This window comes from Agromyces sp. NPDC127015, from assembly GCF_042725165.1.
Classification (GTDB): Bacteria; Actinomycetota; Actinomycetes; order Actinomycetales; family Microbacteriaceae; genus Agromyces; species Agromyces chromiiresistens.
Genome location: NZ_JBHXDI010000004.1, coordinates 355,387 through 381,713, shown reverse-complemented (window position 1 = coordinate 381,713; position 26,327 = coordinate 355,387). Strand labels below are relative to the sequence as shown.

The 26,327-nt window shown below is 68.4% G+C and carries 20 protein-coding genes; 10 read left to right on the top strand and 10 right to left on the bottom strand.

The window, feature by feature from the left end; genetic code table 11:
• The first annotated feature begins 87 nt into the window (after positions 1 to 87).
• The 3 genes from ACFWGP_RS13940 to ACFWGP_RS13930 are packed head-to-tail and all read left to right on the top strand — an operon-like array spanning position 88 to position 3,490.
• Complete coding sequence (locus tag ACFWGP_RS13940; protein ID WP_376931167.1) at positions 88 to 1,164, top strand: glycosyltransferase; 1,077 nt, start codon at positions 88 to 90, stop codon at positions 1,162 to 1,164.
• Between the two features lie 47 nt (positions 1,165 to 1,211).
• The gene (locus ACFWGP_RS13935; RefSeq protein ID WP_275506580.1) at positions 1,212 to 2,366 is read left to right on the top strand and encodes a glycosyltransferase family 1 protein; all 1,155 of its coding nucleotides are present in this window, start codon (positions 1,212 to 1,214) and stop codon (positions 2,364 to 2,366) included.
• Complete coding sequence (locus ACFWGP_RS13930) at positions 2,363 to 3,490, top strand: glycosyltransferase family 1 protein (RefSeq protein WP_275506581.1); 1,128 nt, start codon at positions 2,363 to 2,365, stop codon at positions 3,488 to 3,490. The genes ACFWGP_RS13935 and ACFWGP_RS13930 overlap by 4 nt, the downstream gene beginning before the upstream one ends.
• 64 nt (positions 3,491 to 3,554) lie before the next feature.
• Here the strand turns inward: ACFWGP_RS13930 and wecB are convergent, their stop codons facing one another.
• A complete protein-coding gene (gene wecB / locus ACFWGP_RS13925; protein ID WP_275506582.1) occupies positions 3,555 to 4,625 on the bottom strand; it encodes a non-hydrolyzing UDP-N-acetylglucosamine 2-epimerase in 1,071 nt (356 codons plus the stop codon).
• A 62-nt stretch (positions 4,626 to 4,687) separates the two neighbouring features.
• Between wecB and ACFWGP_RS13920 the strand changes: the two genes are divergently transcribed.
• From ACFWGP_RS13920 to glf, 3 genes are all read left to right on the top strand, one after another.
• On the top strand, positions 4,688 to 5,761 hold the full coding sequence (locus ACFWGP_RS13920; protein ID WP_275506583.1) for a glycosyltransferase family 2 protein: 1,074 nt from the start codon (positions 4,688 to 4,690) through the stop codon (positions 5,759 to 5,761).
• 102 nt (positions 5,762 to 5,863) lie between these two features.
• A complete protein-coding gene (locus tag ACFWGP_RS13915; RefSeq protein ID WP_376931166.1) occupies positions 5,864 to 7,165 on the top strand; it encodes a nucleotide sugar dehydrogenase in 1,302 nt (433 codons plus the stop codon).
• Entirely contained in the window at positions 7,162 to 8,313 is a 1,152-nt protein-coding gene (glf, locus tag ACFWGP_RS13910) for a UDP-galactopyranose mutase (protein WP_275506585.1), read from the top strand. The genes ACFWGP_RS13915 and glf overlap by 4 nt, the downstream gene beginning before the upstream one ends.
• A 59-nt stretch (positions 8,314 to 8,372) precedes the next feature.
• On the opposite strand, the gene ACFWGP_RS13905 is transcribed toward glf, so the two are convergent.
• Both ACFWGP_RS13905 and ACFWGP_RS13900 read right to left on the bottom strand, forming a co-directional pair.
• Positions 8,373 to 10,295: a glycosyltransferase gene (locus tag ACFWGP_RS13905; RefSeq protein ID WP_376931165.1), complete on the bottom strand. Its 1,923-nt coding sequence runs from the start codon at positions 10,293 to 10,295 to the stop codon at positions 8,373 to 8,375.
• 53 nt (positions 10,296 to 10,348) lie between these two features.
• Positions 10,349 to 11,578 (bottom strand): lipopolysaccharide biosynthesis protein, encoded by a 1,230-nt coding sequence (locus tag ACFWGP_RS13900; RefSeq protein ID WP_275506587.1) that lies wholly within the window; start codon positions 11,576 to 11,578, stop codon positions 10,349 to 10,351.
• 246 nt (positions 11,579 to 11,824) lie between these two features.
• Here ACFWGP_RS13900 and ACFWGP_RS13895 point away from each other — a divergent pair, with 246 nt between their 5' ends.
• Both ACFWGP_RS13895 and ACFWGP_RS13890 read left to right on the top strand, forming a co-directional pair.
• Positions 11,825 to 13,351 carry a methyltransferase domain-containing protein gene (locus ACFWGP_RS13895; RefSeq protein ID WP_376931164.1) on the top strand — a complete coding sequence of 509 codons (1,527 nt, stop codon included), beginning with the start codon at positions 11,825 to 11,827 and terminating at the stop codon, positions 13,349 to 13,351.
• On the top strand, positions 13,348 to 13,578 hold the full coding sequence (locus ACFWGP_RS13890; RefSeq protein WP_275506589.1) for a hypothetical protein: 231 nt from the start codon (positions 13,348 to 13,350) through the stop codon (positions 13,576 to 13,578). The genes ACFWGP_RS13895 and ACFWGP_RS13890 overlap by 4 nt, the downstream gene beginning before the upstream one ends.
• Before the next feature lie 29 nt (positions 13,579 to 13,607).
• Here ACFWGP_RS13890 and ACFWGP_RS13885 read toward each other — a convergent pair whose 3' ends face one another.
• The 5 genes from ACFWGP_RS13885 to ACFWGP_RS13865 are packed head-to-tail and all read right to left on the bottom strand — an operon-like array spanning position 13,608 to position 19,309.
• Positions 13,608 to 14,999: a bifunctional cytidylyltransferase/SDR family oxidoreductase gene (locus ACFWGP_RS13885; protein WP_275506590.1), complete on the bottom strand. Its 1,392-nt coding sequence runs from the start codon at positions 14,997 to 14,999 to the stop codon at positions 13,608 to 13,610.
• Positions 14,996 to 15,745, bottom strand: a complete 750-nt coding sequence (locus ACFWGP_RS13880) for an ABC transporter ATP-binding protein (RefSeq protein ID WP_275506591.1) — start codon at positions 15,743 to 15,745, stop codon at positions 14,996 to 14,998. Before ACFWGP_RS13880 ends, ACFWGP_RS13885 begins: the two co-directional genes overlap by 4 nt.
• Positions 15,729 to 16,598, bottom strand: coding sequence for an ABC transporter permease (locus tag ACFWGP_RS13875; protein ID WP_376931163.1), 870 nt, complete (start codon positions 16,596 to 16,598; stop codon positions 15,729 to 15,731). Before ACFWGP_RS13875 ends, ACFWGP_RS13880 begins: the two co-directional genes overlap by 17 nt.
• 57 nt (positions 16,599 to 16,655) lie before the next feature.
• On the bottom strand, positions 16,656 to 17,912 hold the full coding sequence (locus ACFWGP_RS13870) for an O-antigen ligase family protein (RefSeq protein ID WP_376931162.1): 1,257 nt from the start codon (positions 17,910 to 17,912) through the stop codon (positions 16,656 to 16,658).
• Positions 17,909 to 19,309: an O-antigen ligase gene (locus ACFWGP_RS13865; RefSeq protein ID WP_275506594.1), complete on the bottom strand. Its 1,401-nt coding sequence runs from the start codon at positions 19,307 to 19,309 to the stop codon at positions 17,909 to 17,911. The genes ACFWGP_RS13870 and ACFWGP_RS13865 overlap by 4 nt, the downstream gene beginning before the upstream one ends.
• A 79-nt stretch (positions 19,310 to 19,388) precedes the next feature.
• On the opposite strand from ACFWGP_RS13865, the gene ACFWGP_RS13860 reads away from it, so the two are divergent.
• Together ACFWGP_RS13860 and ACFWGP_RS13855 are read left to right on the top strand one after the other, a co-directional pair.
• The gene (locus ACFWGP_RS13860) at positions 19,389 to 20,186 is read left to right on the top strand and encodes an acyltransferase (protein ID WP_275506595.1); all 798 of its coding nucleotides are present in this window, start codon (positions 19,389 to 19,391) and stop codon (positions 20,184 to 20,186) included.
• Between the two features lie 74 nt (positions 20,187 to 20,260).
• Positions 20,261 to 21,871, top strand: coding sequence for a glycosyltransferase family 2 protein (locus ACFWGP_RS13855; RefSeq protein WP_275506596.1), 1,611 nt, complete (start codon positions 20,261 to 20,263; stop codon positions 21,869 to 21,871).
• Here the strand turns inward: ACFWGP_RS13855 and ACFWGP_RS13850 are convergent.
• Both ACFWGP_RS13850 and ACFWGP_RS13845 read right to left on the bottom strand, forming a co-directional pair.
• Positions 21,828 to 24,470 (bottom strand): CDP-glycerol glycerophosphotransferase family protein, encoded by a 2,643-nt coding sequence (locus ACFWGP_RS13850; protein WP_376931161.1) that lies wholly within the window; start codon positions 24,468 to 24,470, stop codon positions 21,828 to 21,830. The genes ACFWGP_RS13855 and ACFWGP_RS13850 overlap by 44 nt on opposite strands.
• A gap of 46 nt (positions 24,471 to 24,516) precedes the next feature.
• On the bottom strand, positions 24,517 to 26,241 hold the full coding sequence (locus ACFWGP_RS13845) for a CDP-glycerol glycerophosphotransferase family protein (protein ID WP_275506598.1): 1,725 nt from the start codon (positions 26,239 to 26,241) through the stop codon (positions 24,517 to 24,519).
• Positions 26,242 to 26,327 lie beyond the last annotated feature (86 nt).

Sequence of the window (26,327 nt, the reverse complement as noted above, 5' to 3'; positions counted from 1 at the left end):
TAGGTCAGGCGCGGCCGTGCGCACGCCGTGAGGGCCGACGGACGGCACGGTTTGGCAGCGGCGCATGGGGCTGGGAGAATGCAGTCCATGCCCAGTGCGCCAGCGGTCGACGTCGTGATCGCGGTGCACGATCCCTCGCGACCGCTCGCCCGGGCCGTCCGGTCGGTGCTGCACGACCGCGTTGAGGGCGTCCGAGTACTCGTCGTGTGCCACGGAATCCCGGTCGCCGCGTTCGACGACGTCCGCCGGGAGTTCGACGAGGCCCCGGTCGTCTGGCTCGAATTCACCGACGGTGTGCGTTCGCCGACCGGTCCGTTCATGCACGGTCTCCGTACGGCGACCGCCGAGTACGTCACGATCATGGGCTCCGACGACTTCATGGAGCCGGGTGCGGTCGCCGCCGCGGTCGACCACCTGCGTGCCGATCGTCCAGACGCGCTCGTGCTGCCGCTCATGCACCAGTCCGGTGAGATCTTGCGCAATCCGCTCGCGCGGAAGGGGCACGTCCGGCACCTCGACCCGATCCGCGATCGCCTCGCGTACCGTACCGCTCCGCTCGCCTACCTCCGGCGCAGCATGCTCGGCGCCCTCGACCTCGTGCTGACCCCTGAAATGCCGGCCGGGAACGACATCGAGTTCTCCGCGAAGCTCTGGTACTCCGGCGCGAGGATCGATTTCCACCCGGCCGACCCTTCGTACGTGATCGGCGCCGATGCCGACACGCGGGTGACGACCGCTCCGCGCCCCGCGCGCCTCGAACTCACGGCGCTGCGGCTCCTGCTCACCCGCGACTGGCTCGTCGATGCCCCTGCCGCGGTGCGCACGAGCCTCATGATCAAGGTGCTCCGCATCCACGTGCTCGGGCCGGTGCTCCGCCGGGCGTCCGGCGGTGCGCTCGCGGCCGACGACATCGATGCCTACGCCGAGGTCGTTCGTACCGCGGTCGGCCTCGCCCCTCGGGCGCGACGTCCCTTCGCCCGCGCCGATCGCGACCTCCTCGACGCCCTCGCATCGGATCCCCACGATCGCACCGCCGTCGCGGGTGCCGCCGCTGCCCACCCGACGGCCGGACGGTTCGCGCGCCTGATTCCGCGCAACCCGTTCGCCGTGGCCGACCGCGAGGGCGCCATCCGTCGCTTCCTCCGATACCGGAGCTGGCCATGACCGCAGCTCGCGGCGCAGACCGACCTCGCAATGAAACGGATCCACACGTGACCACCGACACGCCCCCCGCCCGACGCCGCCTCCTGATCCTGTCGTTCTCACCGATCGCGGCCGACGCGCGAGTCCTCAAGCAGGTGACCGAGTTCTCCGGTCGCTACGAGGTAATCACGTGCGGGTACGGCGAGGCGCCCGCCGGCGTCGCACGCCACATCCGCATCCCCGACGCAGAGCGCATCAACGATCTCGACGGACGGCTCATCACGCTGCATTGGTACTCGCGCGCCTACTGGCGGCTGTCGGCTGTGCGCTGGGCCCGGCGCGCCCTGGCCGGGCTGCAGGTCGATGCCGCCATCGCGAACGACGTCGAGGCCGTGCCGGTCGCGCTCGCCATCCGACCGCGGTTCGGCGTGCACGCCGATCTGCACGAGTACTCGCCCAGGCTGCACGAGGAGATCCCGGCTTGGCTGAAGCGGATCAAGCCGTACTACGACTGGCTCTGCCGCCGGTACGTGTCGAAGGCGTCGTCGTGGTCGACGGTGAGCGAGGGCCTCGCGCGCGAGTACGCCCGGCAGTTCGGCTTCGTGCCGGTGATCGTGACCAACGCGGCGCCGTATGCCGACCTCGGGCCGCACGACGTCCGCGATCCCATCCGGCTGGTGCACAGCGGCGCCTGCCTGAAGAACCGCAACCTGATGGCGCTCGTCGAGGGCGTCGACGCGGCGGACGGTGCGGCGACGCTGGATCTGTACCTCACACCGAACGATCCCGGCCTCCTCGCCGAGCTGGCGTCGCGGGCGTCGCGGTCCGAGTGGGTCGAGGTGCGCGATCCCGTGCCGTACCGGGAGCTCGTATCGACGCTCAACGGCTACGACGTCGGCGTGCATCTGCTGCCACCGGTCAACTTCAACAACGAGTGGGCGCTCCCCAACAAGATCTTCGACTACGTTCAGGCCCGCCTCGGCGTGATCGTCGGTCCCTCGGCCGAGATGGCCGAAGTCGTCCGGCAGCACGGCTTCGGTGCGGTCACCGCCGACTTCAGCGCCGACGGACTCCGGCGAGTCGTCGCCGACCTCGACCGGGCGACGGTCGCCGGCTGGAAGCGGCTCGCCGACGCGCACGCGCGCGAACTCTCCTCGGAGGCGCAGGTCGCGGTCTGGGCGGACTGCGTCGATGGGCTCATCGGCAGCGGGGCGGCGCGGTGAGCGGCGCCGACGGGCGGCCGCGTCTGCTGATCCTCTCGTTCTCGCCGATCGCCTCCGACGCACGGGTGCTCAAGCAGGTGCGTCTGTTCGCAGGAGACTACGCCGTGACCACGTGCGGTCACGGTCCCGCTCCCGAGGGCGTGGTCGAGCACCTCGCGATCCCCGACTCGCTCGCGGTGTGGCGATACGACCGTGGACTCGTCGCGACGCGGCGCTATCGGCGGGCCTACTGGGCGAATCCGGCGGTCGCGGCCGCGCAGCAGCTGCTCGAGGGCCGGACCTTCGACGCCGTGCTCGCCAACGATGTCGACGCGGTCGGGCTCGCGCTGTCCGTCCCGTCGCGCGGCGTCCACGCCGACCTCCACGAGTACGCGCCCCGGCAGAAGGAGGATCTGCTTCGCTGGCGCGTGTTCGTCGCCCCGTTCATCCGCTGGATGTGCCGTGCGTTCGTCGCACGCGCGGCCAGCGCGACGACCGTCGGCCAGGGGATCGCCGAGGAGTACCGTCGGCGGTTCGGCATCGATGCGGGTGTGGTGACGAACGCTGCGCCCTACGTCGACCGCGAGCCGCGGCCCGTGCATCGACCGATCCGCCTCGTGCACAGCGGCGCGGCGCTGCACGACCGCAACATCATGACGATCGTCGATGCCGTCGATGCGGCATCGGGCGACTGCACCCTCGACCTGTACCTGACGCCGAACGACCCCGCCTACCTCGACGCGCTCAAGGCGCGGCAGAATGCGCGGGTCACGGTGCACGACCCGGTGCCGTACGACGAGCTCAACGAGACGCTGAGCCGGTACGACGTGGGCGTGCACGTGCTCCCGCCCGTGAACTTCAACAACACGTGGGCCCTGCCCAACAAGTTCTTCGACTACGTGCAGGCCCGGCTCGGACTCGTGATCGGTCCGTCGCCCGAGATGGCGCGCGTCGTGCACGAGCGCGGGCTCGGTGCGGTCGCAGACGACTTCTCGACCGAAGCGCTCGTGCGCGAGATCGAGCGCCTCGACCCGGCCGACGTGGTTCGGTACAAGGCCGCATCCGCGGCCGCGGCGCGGGACCTGTCGGCCGAGGCGCAGGTCGAGGGCTGGCATCGCGCGATCGACCGCATCGTCGGTCGCTGAACGCGCTCGACGTTGTTCCCGGGCTCGTCGCCGGGCACCGGTGCCGACGGCACCGGCGTCGGAATCAGGCGCGCGTCGCGGCCAGCAGCTCGGCGATGACCCGCTCGGCTGCCCGGCCGTCGCCGTACGGCGACGCCTCGGTCGGCGTCGGCGCGGGGCGGGCGACGGCCGCAGCGATCTCCTCGGCGGTGTTGGCGAGCACGTTCCAGCCGAGCTCGACGGTCTCGACCCACTCGGTCTCCGGGCGCACCGTCGTGCACGGTATCCGCAACAGGAACGCCTCCTTCTGCAGGCCCCCCGAGTCGGTCACGACGCCGCGGCTCGCGAGCACGGCCGCGATGAGATCGGGGTAGGCGAGTGGTGCGTGCGCGATCAGCGAGCCCTGCGTGAGTTCGATGCCGTGGGCTGCGGCCTTCGCGACGACCCGCGGGTGGGCCAGTAGGATCACGGGGTGCTCGAGCGACCCGAGTGCGCGTGCGATCTCGGCGAGGCGGGTCGGGTCGTCGGTGTTCTCCGCGCGGTGGATGGTGGCCACGTGGAACCCGCCGGGCACCAGACCCAGCTCGTCGACGAGCACGGACGGGGTGGCGGCGACGGCGTCGCGCACCTGGAACAGGACGTCGGTCATGACGTCTCCGACGAGCACCGCACGAGCGGCGAGGCCCTCCGTCGCGAGGTGCGACATCGCGACCTCGGTCGGCGCGAGGCAGAGGTCGGCGGCGTGGTCGGTGAGCACCCGATTGTGCTCCTCGGGCATGCGACGGTTGAACGAACGGAGACCCGCCTCGAGGTGAGCGAGCGGGTAGTGGAGCTTGACGGCGCTGACCGCCGCGGCGAGCGTCGAATTCGTGTCGCCGTAGACGAGCACCCAATCGGGGGAGTGCTCGTCGAACACTGCGTCGAGCGCACCGAGCATGGCGCCTGTCTGGACGCCGTGGCTGCCTGAGCCGACGCCGAGGTGCACGTCGGGGGCCGGGATGCCGAGATCGTCGAAGAAGACGTCCGAGAGCATCGGGTCGTAGTGCTGGCCGGTGTGCACGATGACGTGCTCGACACCGGCGGCCGCCGCCGCCTTCGCGACCGGGGCGAGCTTGACGAACTGGGGGCGCGCGCCGACGACGCTGATGACCTTCACGTGCAGAGAGTCTAGGCGAGGATGCCGCGGCGCGACCACGATCGCGCTGGTAGCGTCGAGGCGTGCAACCGTCATCGCCCGAGGTCGACGTCGTCATCGCCGTCCACGACCCGAGGCGGAACATCTCGCGGTCGGTCGGATCGGCGCTCGCCTCCGCGTCCGTCTCACGCGTGATCGTCGTGTGCCACAACACGCCCGTCGACGGCATCGCGGCCGGGCTTGGTCCGTTCGCAGCCGAGCGGCGAGTTCGGCTGGAGTCGTTCGACGACGGCATCCGCAGCCCGGCCGGCCCGTTCAACCGTGGCCTCGAGCTCGCCGAGGCGCGGTTCGTGTCGATCATGGGCTCGGATGACGAACTCGTCGCGGGTGCCGTCGACGCATGGGCCGCCGTCGCACGGAAGCATGCCGCCGCGGTCGTCATCCCGGTCGTCCGATATGCGGAAGACGGCCGGCGAATGCCGACGCCGCCGACGCGTCCCGGTCGGACGGCACGCCTCGATGGGGTGCGCGACCGGCTGGCGTATCGCACGGCCCCGCTCGGGCTCATCGCTCGCGAACGGTTCGGCGGGCTGCGGTTCACACCGGGCCTCGCGAGTGGTGAGGACCTGATGTTCTCCACGCGGCTCTGGTTCTCCGGCGCCCGCATCACGCGCGTCGGTCGTGGTGCGGAGTACCTCGTGCACGACGACGCGGAGCGGGTGACGTTCACACGGCGTCCGGTTGCCGAAGACCTGGCGGCGGTGACGCACCTCGTCGCCGATGACTGGGTGGGGGCCCTCGGCGAGCGCAGCCGGAACGCGCTGGCGGTCAAGCTCTGGCGCCTGCCGCTGTTCGGCGCAGTGCACTCCCGCGCCGGTGCCTGGCTCGGCGGCGATCGCCTCGCGCTCGCCGGCATCGCCGACGCGGTCGAGCGCTTCGCCCCGGAGGCGCTGGAGCTGCTCTCACGCGCCGACCGCGCACTCGTCGGCGGCATCCTCGATCCGCGGGTCCCCGATGCCGAGGTGGATGCGCTGTCGCGAGCGCGCCGTCGGTTCGCGACGCCTCCCGCGCTCGTGCCGGCTCGGATGTCGCGCTTCGCCGCGCGCGAAGCGCCGCTGCGCTTCGCCGCGGCGACGTGGTTCGCCGGGCGCGGGTGAGACGATCGAACGCGGTGACCGCCGGACGCGTGCTCGTATCGGGCGCCCGCGCGGCGGTGCCCGCGTCCTGGGGCCGGATCCCGCCGCGATAGACTCGAGCCCATGCGTATCGCCGTCGTGGCCCTCGGAAAGATCGGCCTCCCTCTTGCTGTGCAGTTCGCCGATCAGGGCCATGAGGTCATCGGCGTCGACGTCAACCAGGCCGTCGTCGACCTCGTGAACGCTGGTACCGAGCCCTTCCCGGGTGAGGCGCACCTCCAGGAGAAGCTCGCCGAGCTCGTGCCCGCCGGGCGCCTGCGCGCGACGACCGACTACGCCGACGCCGTGCCCGGCGCCGACGCCGTCGTCATCGTGGTGCCGCTGTTCGTGAACGACGCGACCTGGGAGCCCGACTTCGGCTGGATGGACGCGGCGACCCGTTCGCTCGCCGAGCACCTCACCCCCGGCACGCTCGTCTCCTACGAGACGACGCTGCCGGTCGGCACCACCCGCAGCCGCTGGAAGCCGATGATCGAGGAGATCTCGGGCCTCGCCGAGGGCACCGACTTCCACCTCGTGTTCTCGCCCGAGCGCGTGCTCACGGGCCGGGTGTTCGAAGACCTGCGCAAGTACCCGAAGCTCGTCGGCGCGATGAGCCCCGAGGGCACCCGCCGTGCGGTCGAGTTCTACGAGGCCGTGCTCGAGTTCGACGAGCGCCCCGACCTCGCCCGAGCCAACGGGGTGTGGGACATGGGCTCGCCCGAGGCATCCGAGATGGCGAAGCTCGCCGAGACGACCTACCGCGACGTCAACATCGGGCTCGCGAACCAGTTCGCGCTCTACGCCGACGAGATCGGCGTCGACGTCTACGCCGTCATCGAGGCGTGCAACTCGCAGCCGTTCAGCCACATCCACCGACCCGGCATCGCCGTCGGCGGGCACTGCATCCCGGTGTATCCGCGTCTCTACCTCTCGACCGACCGCGACGCCGAGATCGTGCGCACCGCGCGCCTGCTCAACGCCTCGATGCCCGAGCGGCTCGTCGGCCAGGCCGCGGGCGTGCTCGGCGACCTCACGGGCCTCACCGCCGTCGTGCTCGGCGCCGCGTACCGCGGAGGTGTGAAGGAGACGGCGTTCTCCGGCGTCTTCGCGACCGTCGATGCGCTCGAGGCCCGCGGAGCGAAGGTGCTCGTCCACGACCCGATGTACACCGACGACGAACTCGCCCGCTACGGATGGACGGCGTACCACCTCGGCGCGCCCGTCGATCTCGCGATCGTGCAGGCCGACCACGCCGACTACAAGACCCTCGCCGCGAGCGACCTGCCCGGCGTGCGGCTCGTCGTCGACGGCCGCAACGTCACAGCCGCCGACCGCTGGGTCGGCACGCCGCGGCTCGTGATCGGCGCGGGGGGCGCTCGATGACCGATCTCGTCGTCGTCGGGTCGGGGTTCTTCGGTCTCACCATCGCCGAGCGTGCGGCGAACGAGCTCGGCCTCACCGTGCAGGTCATCGACCGCCGCGACCACATCGGCGGCAACGCCTACAGCGAGGTCGACCCTGCGACCGGCATCGAGGTGCACCGCTACGGAGCGCACCTGTTCCACACCTCGAACGAGAAGGTGTGGGAGTACGTCAATCGCTTCACGACCTTCACGAACTACGTGCACAAGGTCTACACGAACCACAACGGCGTCGTGTTCCCGCTGCCGGTGAACCTCGGCACGATCAACCAGTTCTTCGGCGCCGCCTACTCGCCCGACGAGGCCCGGGCGCTCATCGCCTCGCAGGCCGACGAGTTCGACACGAAGCAGGCGGCGAACCTCGAAGAGAAGGCGATCTCGCTCATCGGGCGCCCGCTCTACGAGGCGTTCATCCGCGACTACACGGCGAAGCAGTGGCAGACCGACCCGACCGAGCTGCCGGCCGAGGTCATCAGCCGTCTCCCGGTGCGCTACAACTACGACAACCGCTACTTCAACGACACGCATGAGGGCCTGCCGGTCGACGGCTACACCGCATGGATCGAGCGGATGGCAGACCACCCGAAGATCGACGTCAGGCTCTCGACCGACTTCTTCGACGCGTCGCAGCCGTTCAACAAGGCGGCCGTCGTCGGCAACGTGCCCGTCGTCTACACCGGACCCGTCGACCGCTACTTCGACTCGTCGGCCGGGCACCTGAGCTGGCGCACCCTCGACTTCGAGCGCGAGGTCGTGCCGGTGGGCGACTTCCAGGGCACGTCGGTCATGAACTACGCGGATGCCTCGGTGCCGTTCACCCGCATCCACGAGTTCCGCCACTTCCACCCCGAGCGCGAGTACCCCGCCGACAAGACGATCATCATGCGCGAGTTCTCGCGCTTCGCGGAGCACGGCGACGAGCCGTACTACCCTGTGAACACCCCCGAGGACCGCGCGGCACTGCTCGCCTACCGCGAGCTGCAGGACCATGAGCCCGACGTCTACTTCGGCGGGCGCCTGGGCACCTATCAGTACCTCGACATGCACATGGCGATCGGTTCGGCGCTGAGCATGTTCCAGAACAGGCTCGTGGAGCGCTTCGCGCGCTGACACCGCAGACGAGCACGGCCCGGGGCGGATGCCTCGGGCCGTGCTCGTCGCGTCGGCGACTACTTCTTCGTCGTGAAGTGCGGCGCCCACGCCTCGGGCGAGGTGATCTCGGGCAGCGCAGCGCGATACTCGCGTGCGAGCTCGGGCCAGCGCTTGCGCAGCTCGCGGTGCAGGCGACGGCTCTCGCGCAGCAGGCGGCGGAAGGTCTTCGGGTCGCGCGTGTACCGGACCTTGCCCGAACCATCCGCGGTCGACACGAGCGCGCTGTCGAAGTGGGGCAGGCGGAACCAGGTCCCGTCGCGCTTGGCCAACTCGACCTGGGGTTCGGCGATGTTCTTCGAAGCGGGGCGCGTGAACCACTGGCGTACGGTCATCCGCACGGTGAACAGCACGAGCGGGATACCTCGCGGCCCCTTCGGCCCCGCCGACGTCGCGGGCACAGGGTAGACCCGCTTGCCCTCGACCGTCATCGGGATCTCGGACTCGTGCCGGAGCACGGTCTTCTCCGGGAAGTCGGCGGCCGCGGCGCGGAGTTCGCCGAGGATGGTCGCCATGCCGAGCTGCATGTGCACGGGCCCCGACAGGATGTCGCGGAGCGCGCGATGGCGCAGGGTCACGGGGTAGTACTGCATCGAGAGCAGGTGCTTGAGGTCCCACCGCTCGCTGTCGCGGGCGAGCAGCCCGCCGTTGGGGTAGGGGGAATGCAGCAGGCCCGCGACGATTCGGTTGCGGGCGTGGAAGTAGGCCTGCCAGTCGATCGAGTCGTCCTTGTCGAGCCATGACACGTGCCACAGTGCCATTCCGGGCAGGGTCACCGTCGGATAGCCGGCGTCGCGGGCGCGCAGGCAGTACTCGGCGTCGTCCCACTTGATGAAGGCCGGAAGCGAGAGCCCGACCGACCGGATGACCTCGGTCGGGATGAGGCAGAACCACCAGCCGTTGTAGTCGGCGTCCATGCGGGCGTGCATCCACCGCGTCTGCCGAAGGTTCGAGAACCGGAAGTCGTGCGGGACCTCGTCGTGCGGCTGGGCGTGCCAGACGAACGGCTTGAGGTCGACCGTCTCGGCGAAGGCGTGCAGCACCGGGCGGTTCAGCAGGTCGAACATGTGCCCGCCCACGACCACGGGGCGGGTCGTGTGCCGGGCGAACCGCACAGCGCGTGCGATGCTCTCGGGCTCGACCGTGACGTCATCGTCGAGCAGGATGAGGAAGTCGCTCGTGTCAGCCTCGAGGGTCTCGGCCATCGACCGCGCGAACCCGCCGGAGCCGCCGAGGTTCGGTTGCTCGATCATGGTCAGCGTGTCACCGAGACGTTCGGCGACCTGGTCGAAGCCGGGTTCGTCGACGACGCGCTGGTTGCCCTGGTCGACGATGTAGATGCGGTCGATCACGTCGCGCGCCGTCTCGTCGCCGGCGAGGGCCTCGAGTGTGCTGACGCAGTAGTCGGGCTTGTTGAAGGTCGTGGTGCCGATGGAGGCGCCGCCCGAGCGCAGCTCGGAGGCATCCGTCTGCCAGCGGCCGTCCGCGACGACCACGTCGGCGTCGCCCGCCACGATGTCGAACCAGTACCAGCCGCCGTCGCCGAAGGTCGTCACCGGCAGCTCGATCTCGTGGCGCACCGTGCCTGCGAACGGCTCGGAGGCGACGCGCTGCGGAACGCCCTGCGCGGTCGAACGGTAGACGAGCAGGGTACCCTCGCCGCTCGTCTCCACCGAGAGGCGGATGCGCTCGACGTTCGTCCACTGCTGCCAGTACGAGGCCGGGAAGGCGTTGAAGTAGCTCGCGAACGAGACGCGCTCGCCGGAGGAGATGCGGAATCGGTCACGCCCGAGCACGTCATCGAGGTGTGCGCGGTCGCTCACGCGGACTTCGCGGTCGCCGACCTTCGCCCAGACGTCGGCGTCGACGTACAGCGAGATGACGTCGGGGTCGGCGTCCTGTGGGAAGACGACGCGTTGGATCTCGTTCCAGGTTGCGCTCACGCTGCGGTGCTCCGTGTGGTTCTCGTGGGATCGCGCCGCGGCCCCCGGCGCGACTACGAGCCTACTGGTTCGGTTCGGCGAAGTCTGGGAGACAGCGTCACGAGCTGCACGCCCAGCACGCAGAGCTCGGCGATGGCGAGCCCCCAGGCGACGCCCGGCGCGCCGATCCAGAGCAGCAGGGGATACATGAGCAGTGTGCCCACGACCGCGCCGACGATCGTGCTCGTCGCGAGTGCGCGGGTGAGGCCGAAGGCCGTGAGACAGGCGAACCCGGTCAACTGGGATGCGAGGATCGCGGCGAGGTTGACCGCCATCGGGATCGCGAGATCGATCGGGATCGCGAGCGTGCCGCCCGAGAGCAGATCTCCGATCCACGGGCCGGCGACGGCGTAGACGAGGCCGCCGAGCCCGCCGAGGCCGAGCGCGATGAGCGTGACGCGCCGCGCGCGCGCCGACTGAACCTCGGGAACGGGGTTCGGCACCCAGCCCTGGGCGATCTGCACGACCGGTCGCGTGGAGTACAGGGCGAGGCGCACGATGCGCTCGGCGAGGGCGTACACGGCGGTCGCCTGGGGCAGGAACAGGTCGATGAGCACGATCGGCACGTTCACGTAGACCGCCGCCGTCGCGCTCATCGCGACGGGGCTCGCCTGCCCGGCGAGATTTCGCACGGCGCGCACCGGGGAGAGGCCGAAGCGCCACCCGCGGTAGCGGGCGAGGATGTTCCAGTTCGCGATGACGGCCGATGCGACGACGCCGGCGAGCTGCAGCGCGGCGAACGCGATGACGTCGCCCGTCGCGATGAGCACGATCGCGCCGATCACGGTGCCCGCGATGCGGGGGAGCGTGTCGATGAGCAAGAAGCGGATCGGGCTCGCTTCGCCCACGTAGAACCAGCCGGCACCGAGAGCCACGAGCACGCCGCTCGCGACCGTGAGGGCGGCGAGCAGCGCGTCGCCGTCGACGATCGCGACGGCGACCACGATCGCGATCGGCACGATCACGAGGCAGAGCCAGACGCGGCTGAGCAGGGAGTCGAAGTAGTACGCGCCTCGTTCGACGTCGGGGCGGGCGGCGACTTCGGTCGGGCCGACGACACCCCATCCATAGACGGCGAAGACGAAGGCGAAGCCCGCGACGGCCTGGGCGACGGCGATCGTCGCCCACGAATCGGCTCCCGCGGCGACGATGATCGCCGGGATGACCGCAAGGCTCACCACGCCGCTGATCGCCACTGACAGGCCGTAGCCGCCGGCGTAGCGCAGCGCGGTCTTCGTCTTCACGCGCGCGACCTCCTTGCGATCGGGTTCGGGCAGTCGGCGCCCGGGTGTGTCGTGCGCGTTCCCGGCTATTCTCCCCCAGAAGAGGGCGGCGTCGCGAACGGATCGCGGATGGGTGGATCGCACGCGTTCGCATAGACTCGGGACATCCCCTGGCCAACTGTCCGCCGACCCGAAGGAAGCGTGTTCGTGACCCTCTTCCGACGCGGTGCCCGGCGCGCATCGCTCAGGGCAGGTCGACGAGGCCTCGTGGTGCGTTTCGACTCGCCCGCGATCGGCCGCATGGTCGACGTCGAGATCGACGGCCGGAAGCTGTGGACCACGCAGGTGCCCGAGGCAGCCGGCCGCGCCGCGCACGTGCGCTGGCCCACGGTGCTGCACAACCACATCAACGGAGCGGGCACGGTCGTGCTGCGAGACCAGCGCAACGGCCTCGCGCTCGCCGAGGGCCGCTACTCGTGGCCGGCGAAGCCCGGGGCGGTCGGCCTCGCCCAGCTCGTCGCGGCCGGGCAGGTCATCGACAAGTGGGGCAAGCTGACCGACGCCCCCTCCGACGAACTGCACCGACGGCTCACGCGATCGATGCAGACGGTGCTCGCCGACCTCGCCGACCTCGGCTATACCGCGGCCATCACGGGCGGCACGCTGCTCGGTGCCGTGCGCGAGGGGCGCATCCTCGCGCACGACGACGACATCGACCTGCTCGTCTACCTCGGCGAGGTCGCTCCGCCCGACGTCTCGATCGCGTCGTACGAGCTCGAGCGCCGGATCCGTGCCCGCGGCCACGAGGTGATCCGGCACAGCGACGCGCACCTCCAGGTCCTCTTCGCCGATGAGGCGGCCGGCGACGCTCGCCTGCAGGACGAGGTCGGATCGGCGGTCCACGTCGACCTCTTCCTCGGCTTCCACGACCGAGGCGTCTACAACCAGCCGATCGCCGTGCGCGGTACCTTCGCACCGGCGTCGCTCCTGCCGCTCGGCGAGGTGACGCTCGAGGGCGTGCCGGTGCCGTCGGTCGCCGACGGCGACGCCTGGCTCGCGCTCTGCTACGGCAAGGGGTGGCGAACGCCCGACCCGTCGTTCCGCTTCCGCACCCCGTCGTCCACTCGGCGGCGCTTCGAGAACTGGTTCGGCGTCTACGACCTGAACCGCGACTTCTGGGAGCGTCACATCAGGCTCGGGCGTTCTCGCCACTGGTACGGCGACGTCGAGCGGCTGCTCGCGGCGACGAAGCCCGGCGACCGGGTCATCGATCTCGGCTGCGGCGACGGCGAGCTCGCGGAATCGCTCGCGGCCGCGGGCCGCCGGGTCGTCGCGGTCGACTACGCCCGCGCGGCACTCGCCGCCGCGTCGTCGCGCGCGGACCTCGCCGTGCATCGCCTCAACCTCGCCGACCGGCGGGCAGTGCTCGACTTCATCGCCGACGAGCTCGCCGTCGGCGGCACTCGGCACTTCCTGCTGTCGAACGTGCTGCACACCCTCACCCGAGAGGCCCGCGCGAACACGTTCCTCCTGCTGCGCGCCCTGATCGACGCCGGCTCGGTCGCGCTCGCCTCGTTCTCCGTGAACGCGTCGTTCGTCTACGACCACGACCGGCCCGACACGTGGCACCTGCCGTTGAGATGGCTCCGCGACGAGGCATCCGCGTTCGGACTCGGGTGCGCAGTCGAGGCCAGGCAGATGCGGAAGACGGCGGCCGGACCGCGCACGGTCGCAACCGTCAGGCTCTACAGTACGAAGGTGGCCGCATCGGCGGTCCGGGAGGAGGCACGGTGAACCGGTTCGAAGCGGCACTGCGCAAGCTCAAGCGCCGCGGCCCGGCCGTGCCCGAGTCGGCCGAGATCGCTCGGCTGCACGGCGAAATCGACGCACTGCGCGCCGAGATCGACGAACTGCGCGTCGACTCGCGGCGGATCGCCGAGCTCTACGACCTCGTGTTCGAGCGGTTGCGTGCGCAAGGTGATGCGAAGACGGAGGGTCGACCCTTCCCGTCGGTCGAGTAGTCCCGCGCATCGAGACGAGGCAGACCACGTCAGTGCTTCGCCGCGGACACCCGAACGTCGACGATCTGGCCGGTGAGCTCTGAGTCGAGGAGGCGGAGCGATACGACGGCGACGTGCTCGGGGTCGAGCAGTGTGTGCGTCGGTTCCTCGCCGAACGCGTTGATCCGCATCGGTGTGCGGGTGCGCTGCGGGTTGAGGCAGTTCACGCGCACGCCCGACTCTGCCCACTCGTCGGCGAGGGCCTGCGTGAGGTTCACGACGCCCGCCTTCGTCGCCGAGTACATGCTGTAGCCGGCACGGCCGCGAGTGTAGGAGCTCGAGGTGAAGAGCAGCAGTTGGCCCTTCGTCGCCTCGAGGTACGGGTACGCCTCCTGGGCGATCTTCGCCGGGGCGAGCAGGTTCGTCTCGAGCGTGTTCCGGAGCCGCTTCTTCGATGTATCGGTGAGGTTCGCGATCGAGAGGACCCCTGCCGTGATCACGATGTAATCGATCGGCCCCTCGGCGGCCGCGGCTTTCAGCGCGCGGCGAACCTGCTTGCGCGAGGTGACGTCGGTGCCGGTGGCCGACCGGCTGAACGAATGCACTCGGGCACCCGCAGCCTTCGCACGCTCGGCGATGCTCGCGCCGATGCCGTAGCTGCCACCGAACACGACGAGAGCCTTCCCGGCGAGATCGAGCGATGTGGCTCCATCGGCTGCGTATGCGGTCAATGAGGTGGTCTGCAGCTGGAAGATCTTGTCGGCGATGTGGATGTCGAGCGGCTCGGTGACCTTCATGTTCTCGGCAGTGCCCGCGACGACCTTGATCGGGACGTCGGGCAGGTAGTTGAAGATCACGCCGCAATCGTCGGTGGCGGCGAAGTCGGGGTCGCCCGCGGCGAGCTCGTACGCCCGACGGATCGTCGAGAGTCGGAACGCCTGCGGGGTCTGCCCGCGGCGCAGGCGCGAGCGCGCCGGGATGCCCGTGATGATCGAATGCTCGTCGACCTCGATGATGGTATCGGCTGAGGCGATCGCGGTGTCGACCGCGTCGTACTCGTCGAGCGCCGCGACGCAGTCCTCGATGATGCGCTCGTCGACGAACGGGCGCACAGCGTCGTGGAACAGGACCTTTGCGTCGCCGTCTGCAGGCAGGGCGTCGAGGGCGAGCTTCGTCGTATCGTTCCGCGTCTCACCGCCGGGCAGCACCGCGGTGAGCTTCGTGAACCGGGGGTCGGACTTGAGGTGGTCGAGCTCATGGATGGACCCCGCGTTCATCATGACGAGCACCTCGTCGATGAGCGGGCTCGCCTCGAGCGCCTCGAGCGTGTGCTCGACGATCGCCTTGCCGGCGATTCGAATGAGCTGCTTCGGCATGCCGAGCCCGACGCGCACGCCGACGCCGCCGGCGAGCACGACCGCGTGCGTCTTCGCCCGCCTCAACGGCTGCTGCCCTTGAGGGTGGTGATGGCTTCGGCGACCGGGCCGTCGTACATCATCTCGCCTCGACGGATGACGATGCCGCGCGAGCAGATGTCGGCGATCATTCCGAGATCGTGGCTCACGATGAACAGCGTCTTGCCCGCCGCGACGAGTTCGCGGATCTTCGCCTTGCACTTCTCGCGAAATGGGGCGTCACCGACGGCGAGCACCTCGTCGACGAGCAGGATGTCGAGTTCGGTGTGGATGGCGACCGAGAACGCGAGGCGTACGAACATGCCGGAGGAATAGTGTTTGACCTCCGTATCGATGAACTCGCCGATCTCGCTGAACTCGACGATCTGGTCGAAGCGCGCCTCGATCTCCTCCTTCGACATGCCGAGGATGGCCGCGTTGAGGTAGACGTTCTCGCGACCCGAGAGATCGGGGTGGAAGCCCGCGCCCACTTCGATGAGCCCGGCGACGCGGCCGCGGGTGAGGATACGGCCGGCATCGGGACGCAGGACGCCGGAGACCAGCTTGAGCAGGGTCGACTTGCCCGAGCCGTTGTAGCCCATCAAGGCGACAGCCTCGCTTTCGCCGACCGTGAAGTCGATGCCGTTGAGCGCCTCGAACGAGGTCGACGTCTTCTTGCGCTTGAGCCACGCGACGAACGTCTCCTTGAAGGAGTGCGTGTGCCGGAGCGTATACGTCTTGCGAACGCCTTCGACGATGATGCGCGGCGGTTCGAGCTCAGAGGTCTTGGGCAAAGCGACCCTCCAGCCTGCGGAAGACGAACTGCCCGACGAGCAGCATGACGAGCGCGACGACGATCGAGATGCCGGCGAACAGCCAGAGATGCTCGGGCCGATTGGCGGTCTCGGAGGTCGTCGGGAACCAGAACGCCGAGTGGAAGAGTTCCACCGCCGACGTGAGCGGATTCAGCATGTAGATGTCGTAGACCAGGGGCGGCAGCTTCGCCTGCACCATCTCGTACGAATAGAGCACCGGCGACGTGTACGTCGCGAACATCAGGATGAGTTCGACGAGGTTCTGCGAGTCGCGGTACGACACGTTGATCGAGCCGAAGAACAGCCCCAGTCCGGTGGCGATGAGTAGCACGATCAGCATCGCGAGGATTGCTCCGCCGAGCTGCACCACGGTCGGTACCCAGCCGGCGATGAGACAGACCATCACGAGGATCGTCAGTTGCGGCAGGAAGTGCACGAACGCGATGAACACGTCGGCGATCGGGAAGAGCTCGCGCGGCAGGTAGATCTTCTTGACGAGCGCCTTGTTGTTGACGATCGACTTCGTCGCATTGCCGAACGCCTCGTTGAAGAGATTGACGACGACGATGCCCGAGAACAGGTAGATCGGGAAGCCCTCGATGCCGCGATTCAGGCCGAGGAAGACGCCCATCACCATGTAGTAGATGAAGAACTGAGCGGTCGGCTTCACGTACGACCATGCCCAGCCGAGCACTGAGCCGTGGTAGCGCGTCAGGATTCCCTTGCGTACGAGCAGCCGGAGCAGGTAGCGGTAGCCGAAGACGTCGAGTATGCCGCGCCCCGACCCGGGTACGGAGAACGCCGAGAGGTCGACGGGATCGGTCTTGGACATCTCGACGATTCTATTCGCCTCGAGACCGCGAGAACGCCGAACTCTCGCAGCGGTCGTTCAGCTTCGCTTGAGCGCGTCGCGCCAGCTCATGTCGCGGGCGGCCTTGACCGCGCAGATCACGACGAGCATCCAGCCGCCCTCGTAGAGCGCGAAGCTCTCCGCGGCGCTCGTCACCGCGATCGCGACGAGGACCAGTGCCGGCCACAGGTAGACGACGCTGCGACGGTTCGAGGCCAGCAGCCACGAGCGCACGAGCGCGACGCCGATGAGCGCGGCGAATGCGAGCGCGCCGATGACGCCGACTTGGAAATACGCGTCGAAGTAGGCGTTGAGTGCCGATTCGTGCGGCCGACCGACACCGGCTTCGAGCCAGGTGTACGGCGGGGCATCGGGCCACTTTCCGACCCAGCCCCAACCCTGCAGCGGGTTCAGGCTCAAGTAGCGCGAGAGCTCGCGCCAGAGGTCGAGCCGCACATCGAACTCGGCGCGCGCGTCGAGCAGCTCGATGATGCGGATTCGCAGGATCCAGCCCGTGACGAGTGCCGCGGCGACGAGTACGAGCAGTCCGAGCTGCCATCGCCAGCGGCTCTGTTCGGGCACACGGCGGAGACCGTAGAGTGCGGCGAGGGCGACCAGTGCCGCTCCGAGCGCGATCCACGTGGTCGGCGAGCCGGCGAACACGATGCACAGCGCCCCGAGCACGATCGAGAAGATCGTGCGGGTGCGCGACACGATCTGCGTTCGCCACTCGACGATGAACGTGATGAGCGCGATGAGTGCGACGAAGCCGAGCAGGTTGCGCGATCCGAAGATTCCCTGGATCGGTCCCAGGGCGGCGATGTTCCCCTCGACGCCGAGGAACCGGATCGGCTGATCGACGAGGACGCCGGCGAACACCTCGAGCGCGAGCGACGCGCCGAGCAGCAGCCGGAACGTATCGCCGAATGCGCGCACGATCTGGATCGTGTCGCGCATGAGCGCGACGTAGACACCGAGTACCGCATACGCGACGAGATAGGCGACCCGTACGCCGGAGGCGAGCGGGGCATTGCTCCACAGCACCGACGCCGCGCTCCAGCCGACGAAGACGAGGATCGTGAGCGGCAGGATGCCGTACCACTCGATCGCCCGCCATCGAGTCACGAGCGAGGCCGCGCACAGCATGAGCAGCCCGCCGAGCGCGGCGAGGAGGCCGGGCCAACCGATGAGCGAGCGCACTGCGTGAGTGGAGAACGCGAGGCCGATCGCGATGAGCGCGAGCGCCTGGGCGAACCGCGCCGATCCGACGAACTCGCGAACCGCGGCCCAGTTCAAGCGTCGCCCTCCGACGAGCTGGTCGAGGAGGAGCGGAGCGACGTCTCGAAACCCATCCCACTCGGCAGGCGTCGTCGGTCGACCCCCGCCTCGAGCGGCTCCGGCTTCCACTGCCGCTGCTTCGTCGCCCAGGCGATCGCGATGAGCAGCGCCCATCCGCTTTCGACGAGCAGCCGGCTCTCCGCGAGGCTCTGCCCGAGGAGCGCGACCATCAGGAGCACCGGCAGCAGCGCGGCAGCCGAATAGGGGCGCGCCCGCCCCGAGGCATCCATGGGCCGGTCGACCGCGAGGAACCACGATCGCCAGAGTGCGCCGATCACGATGGCGGCGAACGCCAGCAGCCCGACGATGCCGATCTGCATCCACACGTCGAGCCACGCGTTGTGCGCCTGCAGGTACGTCACGCCCTTACGTACCGCGAGGTCCGTGAACGGCTCGACGAACGGGTTCCAGTAGCCGACCCAGCCCCACCCGAACCACGGCCGTTCGGTGATCATGCCGATCACCGAGTTCCAGATGTCGAGTCGGCCGGTGAGGTCTTCTCCCTTGCCGAACAGTTCGAGCAACCGGCTCCAGAACACCACGAGCACCGTGACGGATGCCACCAGCGCGCCGCCGGCCGCCCAGTAGACGCCGCGCCGACGGTCGGGTCCGGCGCGCCGCGCCCACAGCGCGAACCCGAGCGCGACGGCCACGACGACGGCGACGAGGATGACGGTGGCCGACCGGGTGAGGGCGAAGGTCGCGCCCGCCACGATGAGCCAGAAGATGCCGCTCCCGCGCCGCATGGCGCCGGAGGCGAGCATCGTCCCGAACGCGATGATGGCCAGCAGGGACGCCATCGCCAGCAGGTTGCGGCTCGCGACGATGCCCTCGACGGGGCCGCCGTGGAACAGCAGCGCGCGCGACCAGTAGAACGCCATCGGCAGCTTCTCGGTGCTCGCATCGAAGTCGGGGAAGTTCGGCAGCAGCGGCTGGCGTACGAACGCCGCGACCCAGAACTCGAAGAGCAGCGAAAGAGCGAGCAGCCATTTCAGCGCCGAGCCCAACGAGCGCATGAGTCGTGGCCACGGGAGGCAGAGCGCGAGCGCGACGCCGACGAAGGTCGTCGCGAGGGTGAGCGCAACGCCCAGCGCGGATGCGCCGGGGTAGTACGACCACGCGATCGAGAGTGTCGCGATGACGAGGAAGACGAGGGTCGACTTGGGCACCCGTCGCCAGGTCCAATCGGGCTTCACGGCGATGATGAGCCAGACCGCGCCGATGATGACGAGCGCGGCGACGATGCCGAAGCCCCACCAGCCCAGCAGGTTGCGCCAGAATTGCCCGGCGAGCAGGGTGAAGATCGCGAACGTCGCGTATGCGCTCGTAAGCGCGTTGCGGCGTGCGTGAGTCATGGGGACAGCGTACAAGTTCCGCCGGCGCCTCTTGCCGGGAGCGAGCGGGTGGCATCGTTCGACCGCCTAATCTGGCTACATGGTCGTACTTACGAAGCTTGAGCCCTATAGCGACTCCGACGGGAACCGGATCGACTACGCCGGTCCCTCGCTCGAGAACGTGAAGATCGTGTTCTCCGGTTCGAACAACATCCTCACGGTCGCACGGACGGCGAGCCTCGGAAGATTCGTTGTCGAGTTCAATTGCAGTAACGGCATCGTGGAGGTCGGATCGAGCCGCGGGGTTCCCGCGTTCAGTGCGACCGTTCGCGTCGGCGAGGACTCGCGCGTCCTGATCGGCGACAACGTGTCGACGACGGCGACGTGCGGTATCTCCGCGACCGAAGGCACGACGGTCTCGATCGGCGCGGACACCATGATCGCGAGCGGGGTGCAGCTGCGGGCCGATGACGGACACCCGATCTTCGATGTCGCCAGTGGTAGGCGGGTGAATCGCTCGAAGGACATCACGATCGGCGACCACGTCTGGCTCGCCGTGAACTCGACGGTGCTCGGCGGTGCGCAGGTCGGTTCCGGGACGGTGGTGGGGTTCGGGAGCATCGTCACGAAGTCCCTCCCGAACAATTGCGTCGCGGCTGGAAACCCCGCTCGCGTCGTGAAGCGGAACACGGCATGGGAACGCCCCCACCTCTCGCTGGTGAAGCCGTACTACAAGTTGGATGCGTCGACGGTCAAACGATCGGACTACTGGGCGCCGACCGTCGACCTGCCGCAGACGTCGCGTCGAAGGGGTGGCGTCCGCCGAATTGCAGCGGCGCTTCGTGCCGTGGTGCGATCCGGATCGTCGGCAGGCGTGAGTGATCGGGCACCCGGTTAGGCGGCGGTTCCGTCGCAGCCGAGGCGGCGACGGGTTCTGACGGGCCGGTAGCCTTGGGGGATGCGTTCGAAGCAATGGCCGTCGCGGTGACGGGGCGCGCGACGGTATCCCGTGTGGGGCGGGCCGCCTCCTCGATCGTCGTACGGTGCGCTGCGGTGTTCCGGCCGACGCACCCGATCGTGAGCGTTGTCGTTCCTGCGCACAACACCGCCGAGTACATCGACGATGCCCTCGATTCGGTGCTCGCGCAAGAGTTCCGCGATCTCGAGGTGATTGTCGTGGACGACGGGTCCACGGATCGCACGTACTGGCGAGCGCTCCGCAAAGCAGTCGGCGACCCGAGGATCCGCGTCCTCCGCCAGCGAGCGGCCGGTGCGGGACCGGCACGGAACCGTGGGATCGGTCGGGCGAGAGGGCGGTATCTCGCCTTCCTCGACTCGGACGACGTGCTGCCCGCGGATTCCTTGTCGAGTCTGATCGAGTCCGCCGAGCGGACTGGATCGCAGGTGGCCGTCGGGGCATTCCGACGGTTCGACGAGAACGATGCATGGGTGCCGGAATGGGTGGGCGAGGTGAACGCCCGGCCCCTCAGCGGAACCACGCTGGAGTCGGTGCCGAAGCTCCTCCGAAACAACTACCCTTGCGGAAAGGTGTTCCGTCGCGATTTCTGGGACGAGTCGGGACTCGGGTTCCGAAGCGACGCGATCTACGAGGATCAGCCCCTCATCGCCCAGTTGATGCTGGCCGCGACGTCGATCGACGTGCTCGACACGGTGACGTACGACTACCGTCGGAGAAGCGATCGATCGTCGATCAGCCAGCGTCCCGAAGAGCTCGTCGATCTCCGCCAGCGGGTCGCCGCGTGGATGCGGACGCTCGCTGCGTTCGAAGCCGGACGGACTTCCGAAGCCGTCATTCGCGGGTGGTACTGGACCGTCTACCAGACGCACATGCACTGGTACCTCGACAATGACGCGATCGCCGATGCCGAGTACTGGCGATTGTTGCGGGGCGCGCTCCTCCACCTTCGCGACCGAGAACCGACGGGCGTGTGGACCGAGGTGACGGCCTCACGACGCGCCGCACTGGCCCTTCTCGCGGAGGACCGTCATGCCGACCTTCTTGCGTTCCGCGATGCCGGCGGATACGAGCCAGCCCGCTATTTCAGTGGCCCCACGACAGCCGGCCTGGTCTACGACTTTCCGATCGACCTCCCCGAGCGATCGCGGACGACTGAGCCTGCAGGCGTCAGGGTGGACCACGTCCTCGACACGATCCACGCCGCGGATGGCGCGATCATCGTCTCCGGACGGATCTGGTTGCACGACACCCCTGCGGACACGCCGATGAACCTCGAGATTCTGATGCGCGAGGACGTCGACGAAGCCGTTGAGCCTCGATCAACACCGGTGGCGCTGATTCGGACCCCGGATGGCGGGTTCAGGGCTCGACTCCCGATCGACGACCTCGAGATCGGCACGTTCATCCTCGCTGCACGCGGCAGCGTCGGGCCGATCGATTACGCCATCGAACTGGCTGAGCCGAGTTGGGTCGAGCCGACGAGCATGGAGTTGACCGCCGGAGACCACCGTGTCACGGTACGACGTCATCCGAACCGGTTCGTCCCCGTTCGATTCGATATCACCCCGATGTATCCGGCCGGAACGGCTGCGTCGACTGCGTGAAGGTGAGCGGTCGACCGGCGTCGATGACGGCATCGTAGACTCGCTCGCTGTTCCGGCCGTCTCGGAATGGGAACGCACGCTCGATTCGGTCGGCGAAACGGTGCGCCAGCGGGCCTTCGAACATGGAGGCCAGCCCACCTGCGGCCTCTGTCGGACTGGCGATGACCGGGCCGAAGCCGTGCTCACGATAATCGAAGTATCCACGGCGCTCGGTGTGCTCGTTCCAATAGCGCGCCTCATCGAACTGGAAGTAGAGCGTGGGCCGGCCGAGGAAGGCGAAGTTGAAGGCGATCGACGAGTAATCGGTGATGAGCGCCGCCGACCGCGTGACGAGATCCTGGACATCGTCCGCCTCATAGCTCTTGGTGCTGATGACCTCCGGAAGGTCGAATTCCGAGATGTACTCCGAGAGGTTGGGATGCGGAAGGAAGACGATGCCCAGCTTCCTGGACTCAGCGAACTCGTGGAGCGCAGGATCATGCAGGAGAGCCGTCCAGGCTCGTGCGAACTCGCTTTGCATGAATCCGTCTACGCGCTGGTGGCGTTGCGACCGGACGTCGAGCGGGCGGGAGAGGTACTTCCGCCAGGTCGGCGCGATGAGCAGGTTGCGAATCTCCGACTCGAGCAGAGCCTCGCTCCGCCGCTTCAGCGCATCGAATCGCGGCAGCCCCGTGAGGCGTACCTCACGGGTCGAATAGCGGTATGGCCCCACCCCGGTCAAGGCGCCGTACTCGTCCGGAGTCGAGGCGACGAACGTATCGATCGGCTTCGGGTTCAACCAGTTCGAGAGGTCTCCCTTGATGACGCCGTGCTGAAGGAAGGTGAATCGCCACCGTGGCGGTCCGTATCGGGTTCCGAACGGACTCACGATCGGCGCATCGGCATGACTCGATATGAGCTCCGAGGCCATGAGCATGAGTATCCGATATCGTCGGCTCCCGTACGGGACGAGCCGGAAGCCGTCGTCCTTCAGGCGGGACCACGTCGTCGTGTCTCGGCTCACGACGAACCAGGCGTTGATCTCAGGGTGTTCGACGCGCAGCCATCGGTAGAACTCCTCGGCGCTGTCATTGGCATCCCACTCGCGATCCATGAGTGCCCACGCATCGTAGAACCTGCGTCTGTTCCACGGCGCGCGGAGTTCGAGCGATACCAGCGTGTCGCTGAGTGAGCGCTTCCGGAGCGCGTGACGTATGCGCCGGAGTCCGTCACGGATGGAGCGGGCGACGAGTCGGGTCGCCGATGATTCGACGCGGAACTTCTTCGGCGTACGGTTGATACGCCGGCGCCGCAACGCGATGATCGCGTCGTTGCGAAGCTTGAAGAGCGATCCCGGGGATTCGAACGAGAAGATGGGCCGGGTTCGACCGTCCAGGTCGATCCGGATGACGTCGTGCGCACTGACCCAGAGGACCCGCTCAGTGAAGAACTCGCGGCCGAAGAGGACGACGCGACGCTCAGTCGCGTGCCGCGGGTGAACGATCGTTCGCTGGATCCGGACGAGCTCCGAGGGTCGGTCACCGCGGTAGCGGTAGCGCAGGCGGACGAGCCCGCGAGCGTCATCCGCCGCGTCCGCGTAGATGGGTGAGACGGCAGCCGCGTCGAATCCGTGCGCCAGCGCCCACTTGATTTCGGGATCGAAGTGCATCAGATCGAAGCCGAGCACGGTCTCCTGCTCGACGTTCGCCATCGTCTCGGCAACATCGAGGAGGAACTGCTCGAGCACGGCCGTCGATGTTGCACGCGACGCGGCATGCTCGGCGGCTTCCACCTTCGTGAGCCAGAGCAGATCGTAGACGATGAGCGTCTGGAGCCACCTCGGCACTCGTCCATTCGTGCGAACGGCCTCGCGCACGAGGGGCAGATAGCCGAACCGCGCTACCGTCGCGTATGTCCGCTCGTCGCTGCTCGCCCCCTGGACGCTCGAGCTGCCGTCCGCCCGTCGGCGATAGTGGTAGTGCGCGCCTGCAGCGAGTCCGACCAGTGGTCTGTCGAGTGTGAGGAGGTACTCCGCGACGAACTTCCCGTCCTCGAATCGGGTGCGCAGCCGGTCGTCGAATGACAACTCGTGTCGCCGAATCCGTTCCAACCGGAAGAAGCTGAGCGGCGCCTGTCCGTGGATGAAGTTCGGCTGCGTCTCGAGATCGGTGATCGAGTCGCCGATCATGAATCGGAACGCATTGGGGTGGTTGTCCACGCGCGTTCCGGCGGCCTCGTGCCACATGATGGTGTGGCCGGCGAAGAATTCGCAGTCATGGGCGTCTTCTCGGGCTATGACTGCGGCGATCTGCTCGAAGTATGCCTGATCCAGCACGTCATCGGGGTCGACGAATGTCACCCATTCGCCCGAGGCGATCTCAATGCCGGCATTGCGGGCCGCCCCCTGACCTTGATTGGGCTGCGTCAGGACGGTGACATTCGAATGGAGCTGCGCGAAGCGGCGACAGGCCGCGAGAGACCCATCGGTGGATCCGTCGTCGACGAGGACGACGTCGATGCCGCTGAACCCGATCGACTGGTCAACGAGCGATTCGAAGAACTCCTGCAGATAGGGTTCGACGTTGTACACGGCGCTGACCAGTGAGAATTTCGGGGACATTCGGCTCCTAAGCTGTCGACACCGAATCATCGGGGCCGCAGTGATGCTAACGCATGTTCGCCGGTCGCTTCGGACCTGCGAGCAGTGTGCGAACCTCATCTCGGAGGATCGACGCGGCGGACCCGGGGTCGGGCCCCAGATAGTCGCGACAGAGGCGCTCGCGTGCGGCGAAATGGCGGTCCGGCCCGAGGAGTGCTTCGATTCCGGCATGAAGGCCAGGGTGGCCGGAGCTCAGGACGACGCCGCCGGTAGCGAGCGGAAGTGTCTGCGCGTCACTGTCCGATGCTGACATCGCGATGGCGTACGGCTTCGCGGACGCGAGGAAGTCGGTGAGCACACTCGATACGTCGGTGATCAGCGCATCGGCGTCGTTGAAGCACTCCACGAGGTCAAGTCGTGCGGACTCCACCGAGAGGCGGTGACCCGTGCCGGTGCGGTCCCGATGGTTCCGGAGGAGTCCGTCGATGGTGCGGACGTCCTCCGCCGTCTTCGCCACGCGAAGCGCGTGCGGGTGAGGGCGGAAATGCACCGTCACGCCGGCAGCAAGCAGTTCCTCCACGATCGCCCGCCCATACCCCAACGACGAAACGGCCGTGTCGGCGTTGAATCCGGCCCACGTCGGCGCGTACAGCACGACCGTCGGATGATCGCGCGCCTCCTCGACGCGCACGACGTCGGCGAGCTGCGGACGCCCGACGATCCGGAAGTAGTCCGTCGTCGTCTCCACGGCGTGATCGGCGAATCGGCGAGCAGCAGCTGGTCCGGCGACGAAGTTGCGATCGTACTGACGTAGGGATGGGGCGTAACTGGGGGCCTTGTCACTGTCGCCGTGGTTGAGCTGGACGTGCCACAGATTCGAGAATCGAGTGCAATTGGTGTTGCTCGGAGCATTGTTCACATAGAAGATCGCGATCAGTGACGGCACGATGAGATCGTCCAATTCATCATGTCGCTCCAGCAGGACGACCGGTGGACCGCCGGGGCCGGCGGCGGTCGCCGCATCGTCGAATCCCTCCTGATTGCGAACGACGATGACGAACGGTTCGCCGATGCCCACCAGTTCATCCATCCACATCGTCAGCTGGTAGGCGGTACCCGTCGGCGCGTCCCAGTGCACCGCGAACTTCGGGGCGAGCCGTTGCAGCTCGGGGCGGAAGCGCTCGCGAGCCTCGGCCTGGCGTCGACGGGCGAGGAATGCGGCGCCCAGTTGGCCGGCGGACAGCAGCAGGCTCGCACCGCCGAGCACCAGCGCGAGCACCGCGACCATCGGCCAGCTCACCCCGAGGATGGTCGCGAGGGCGCACAGCAGTCCGACTCGAGCCGAGGCGATGACGGGCCACGTCCGGGGGCGGGGTGTGCTGCAGCCATCGAGTCCGGCCGCGAACGGGCGCAGGCTCGCGGCGCTCCGGAACGCGGCCGTTTCGAGCGCCAGCGCGAGGACGGCTACCGCGATCGAGGTGAGCTCCGGTCGCGTCGATGCCACGCCGAGCACGCCAGCGAGGACGACGATGCGCGGGACCGTCATGCTGCGGAGCTCCAGCTCCGAGAGGAAGCCGCCGATCGCCAGGATCGTGCTGCAGGTGACCAGCCCGACCAGCGCGGCCCCGGTGACCGAAGGATGGAGCCGGGAGGAACTCAGCGCGGCGACGGCGGAGACGCCGGCGAGCAGTGTGGCGGCGACCCGCAACGTTCGCAGACGCGACGCACGCTTCAGGCGCTCCGGGAGGCGGATGACGTAGCCACCTCGGCTCCGCCGAACGGAATCTGTCATGTCGTCGCTCGAGGCTCCAGTTCGAATACGCTGACGCCGGATGGCGTGGGACGCCGGCCAGTTGACTCGAACCCCAAGCATCCGCG

Coding starts and splice junctions, on each gene's coding strand:
- ACFWGP_RS13940 (WP_376931167.1), top strand. CDS start 88: ATGCCCAGTGCGCCAGCGGTCGACGTCGTGATCGCGGTGCACGATCCC.
- ACFWGP_RS13915 (WP_376931166.1), top strand. CDS start 5,864: ATGCGTATCGCCGTCGTGGCCCTCGGAAAGATCGGCCTCCCTCTTGCT.
- glf (WP_275506585.1), top strand. CDS start 7,162: ATGACCGATCTCGTCGTCGTCGGGTCGGGGTTCTTCGGTCTCACCATC.
- ACFWGP_RS13875 (WP_376931163.1), bottom strand. CDS start 16,598: ATGTCCAAGACCGATCCCGTCGACCTCTCGGCGTTCTCCGTACCCGGG.
- ACFWGP_RS13865 (WP_275506594.1), bottom strand. CDS start 19,309: ATGACTCACGCACGCCGCAACGCGCTTACGAGCGCATACGCGACGTTC.
- ACFWGP_RS13860 (WP_275506595.1), top strand. CDS start 19,389: ATGGTCGTACTTACGAAGCTTGAGCCCTATAGCGACTCCGACGGGAAC.
- ACFWGP_RS13855 (WP_275506596.1), top strand. CDS start 20,261: ATGGCCGTCGCGGTGACGGGGCGCGCGACGGTATCCCGTGTGGGGCGG.
- ACFWGP_RS13850 (WP_376931161.1), bottom strand. CDS start 24,470: ATGTCCCCGAAATTCTCACTGGTCAGCGCCGTGTACAACGTCGAACCC.
- ACFWGP_RS13845 (WP_275506598.1), bottom strand. CDS start 26,241: ATGACAGATTCCGTTCGGCGGAGCCGAGGTGGCTACGTCATCCGCCTC.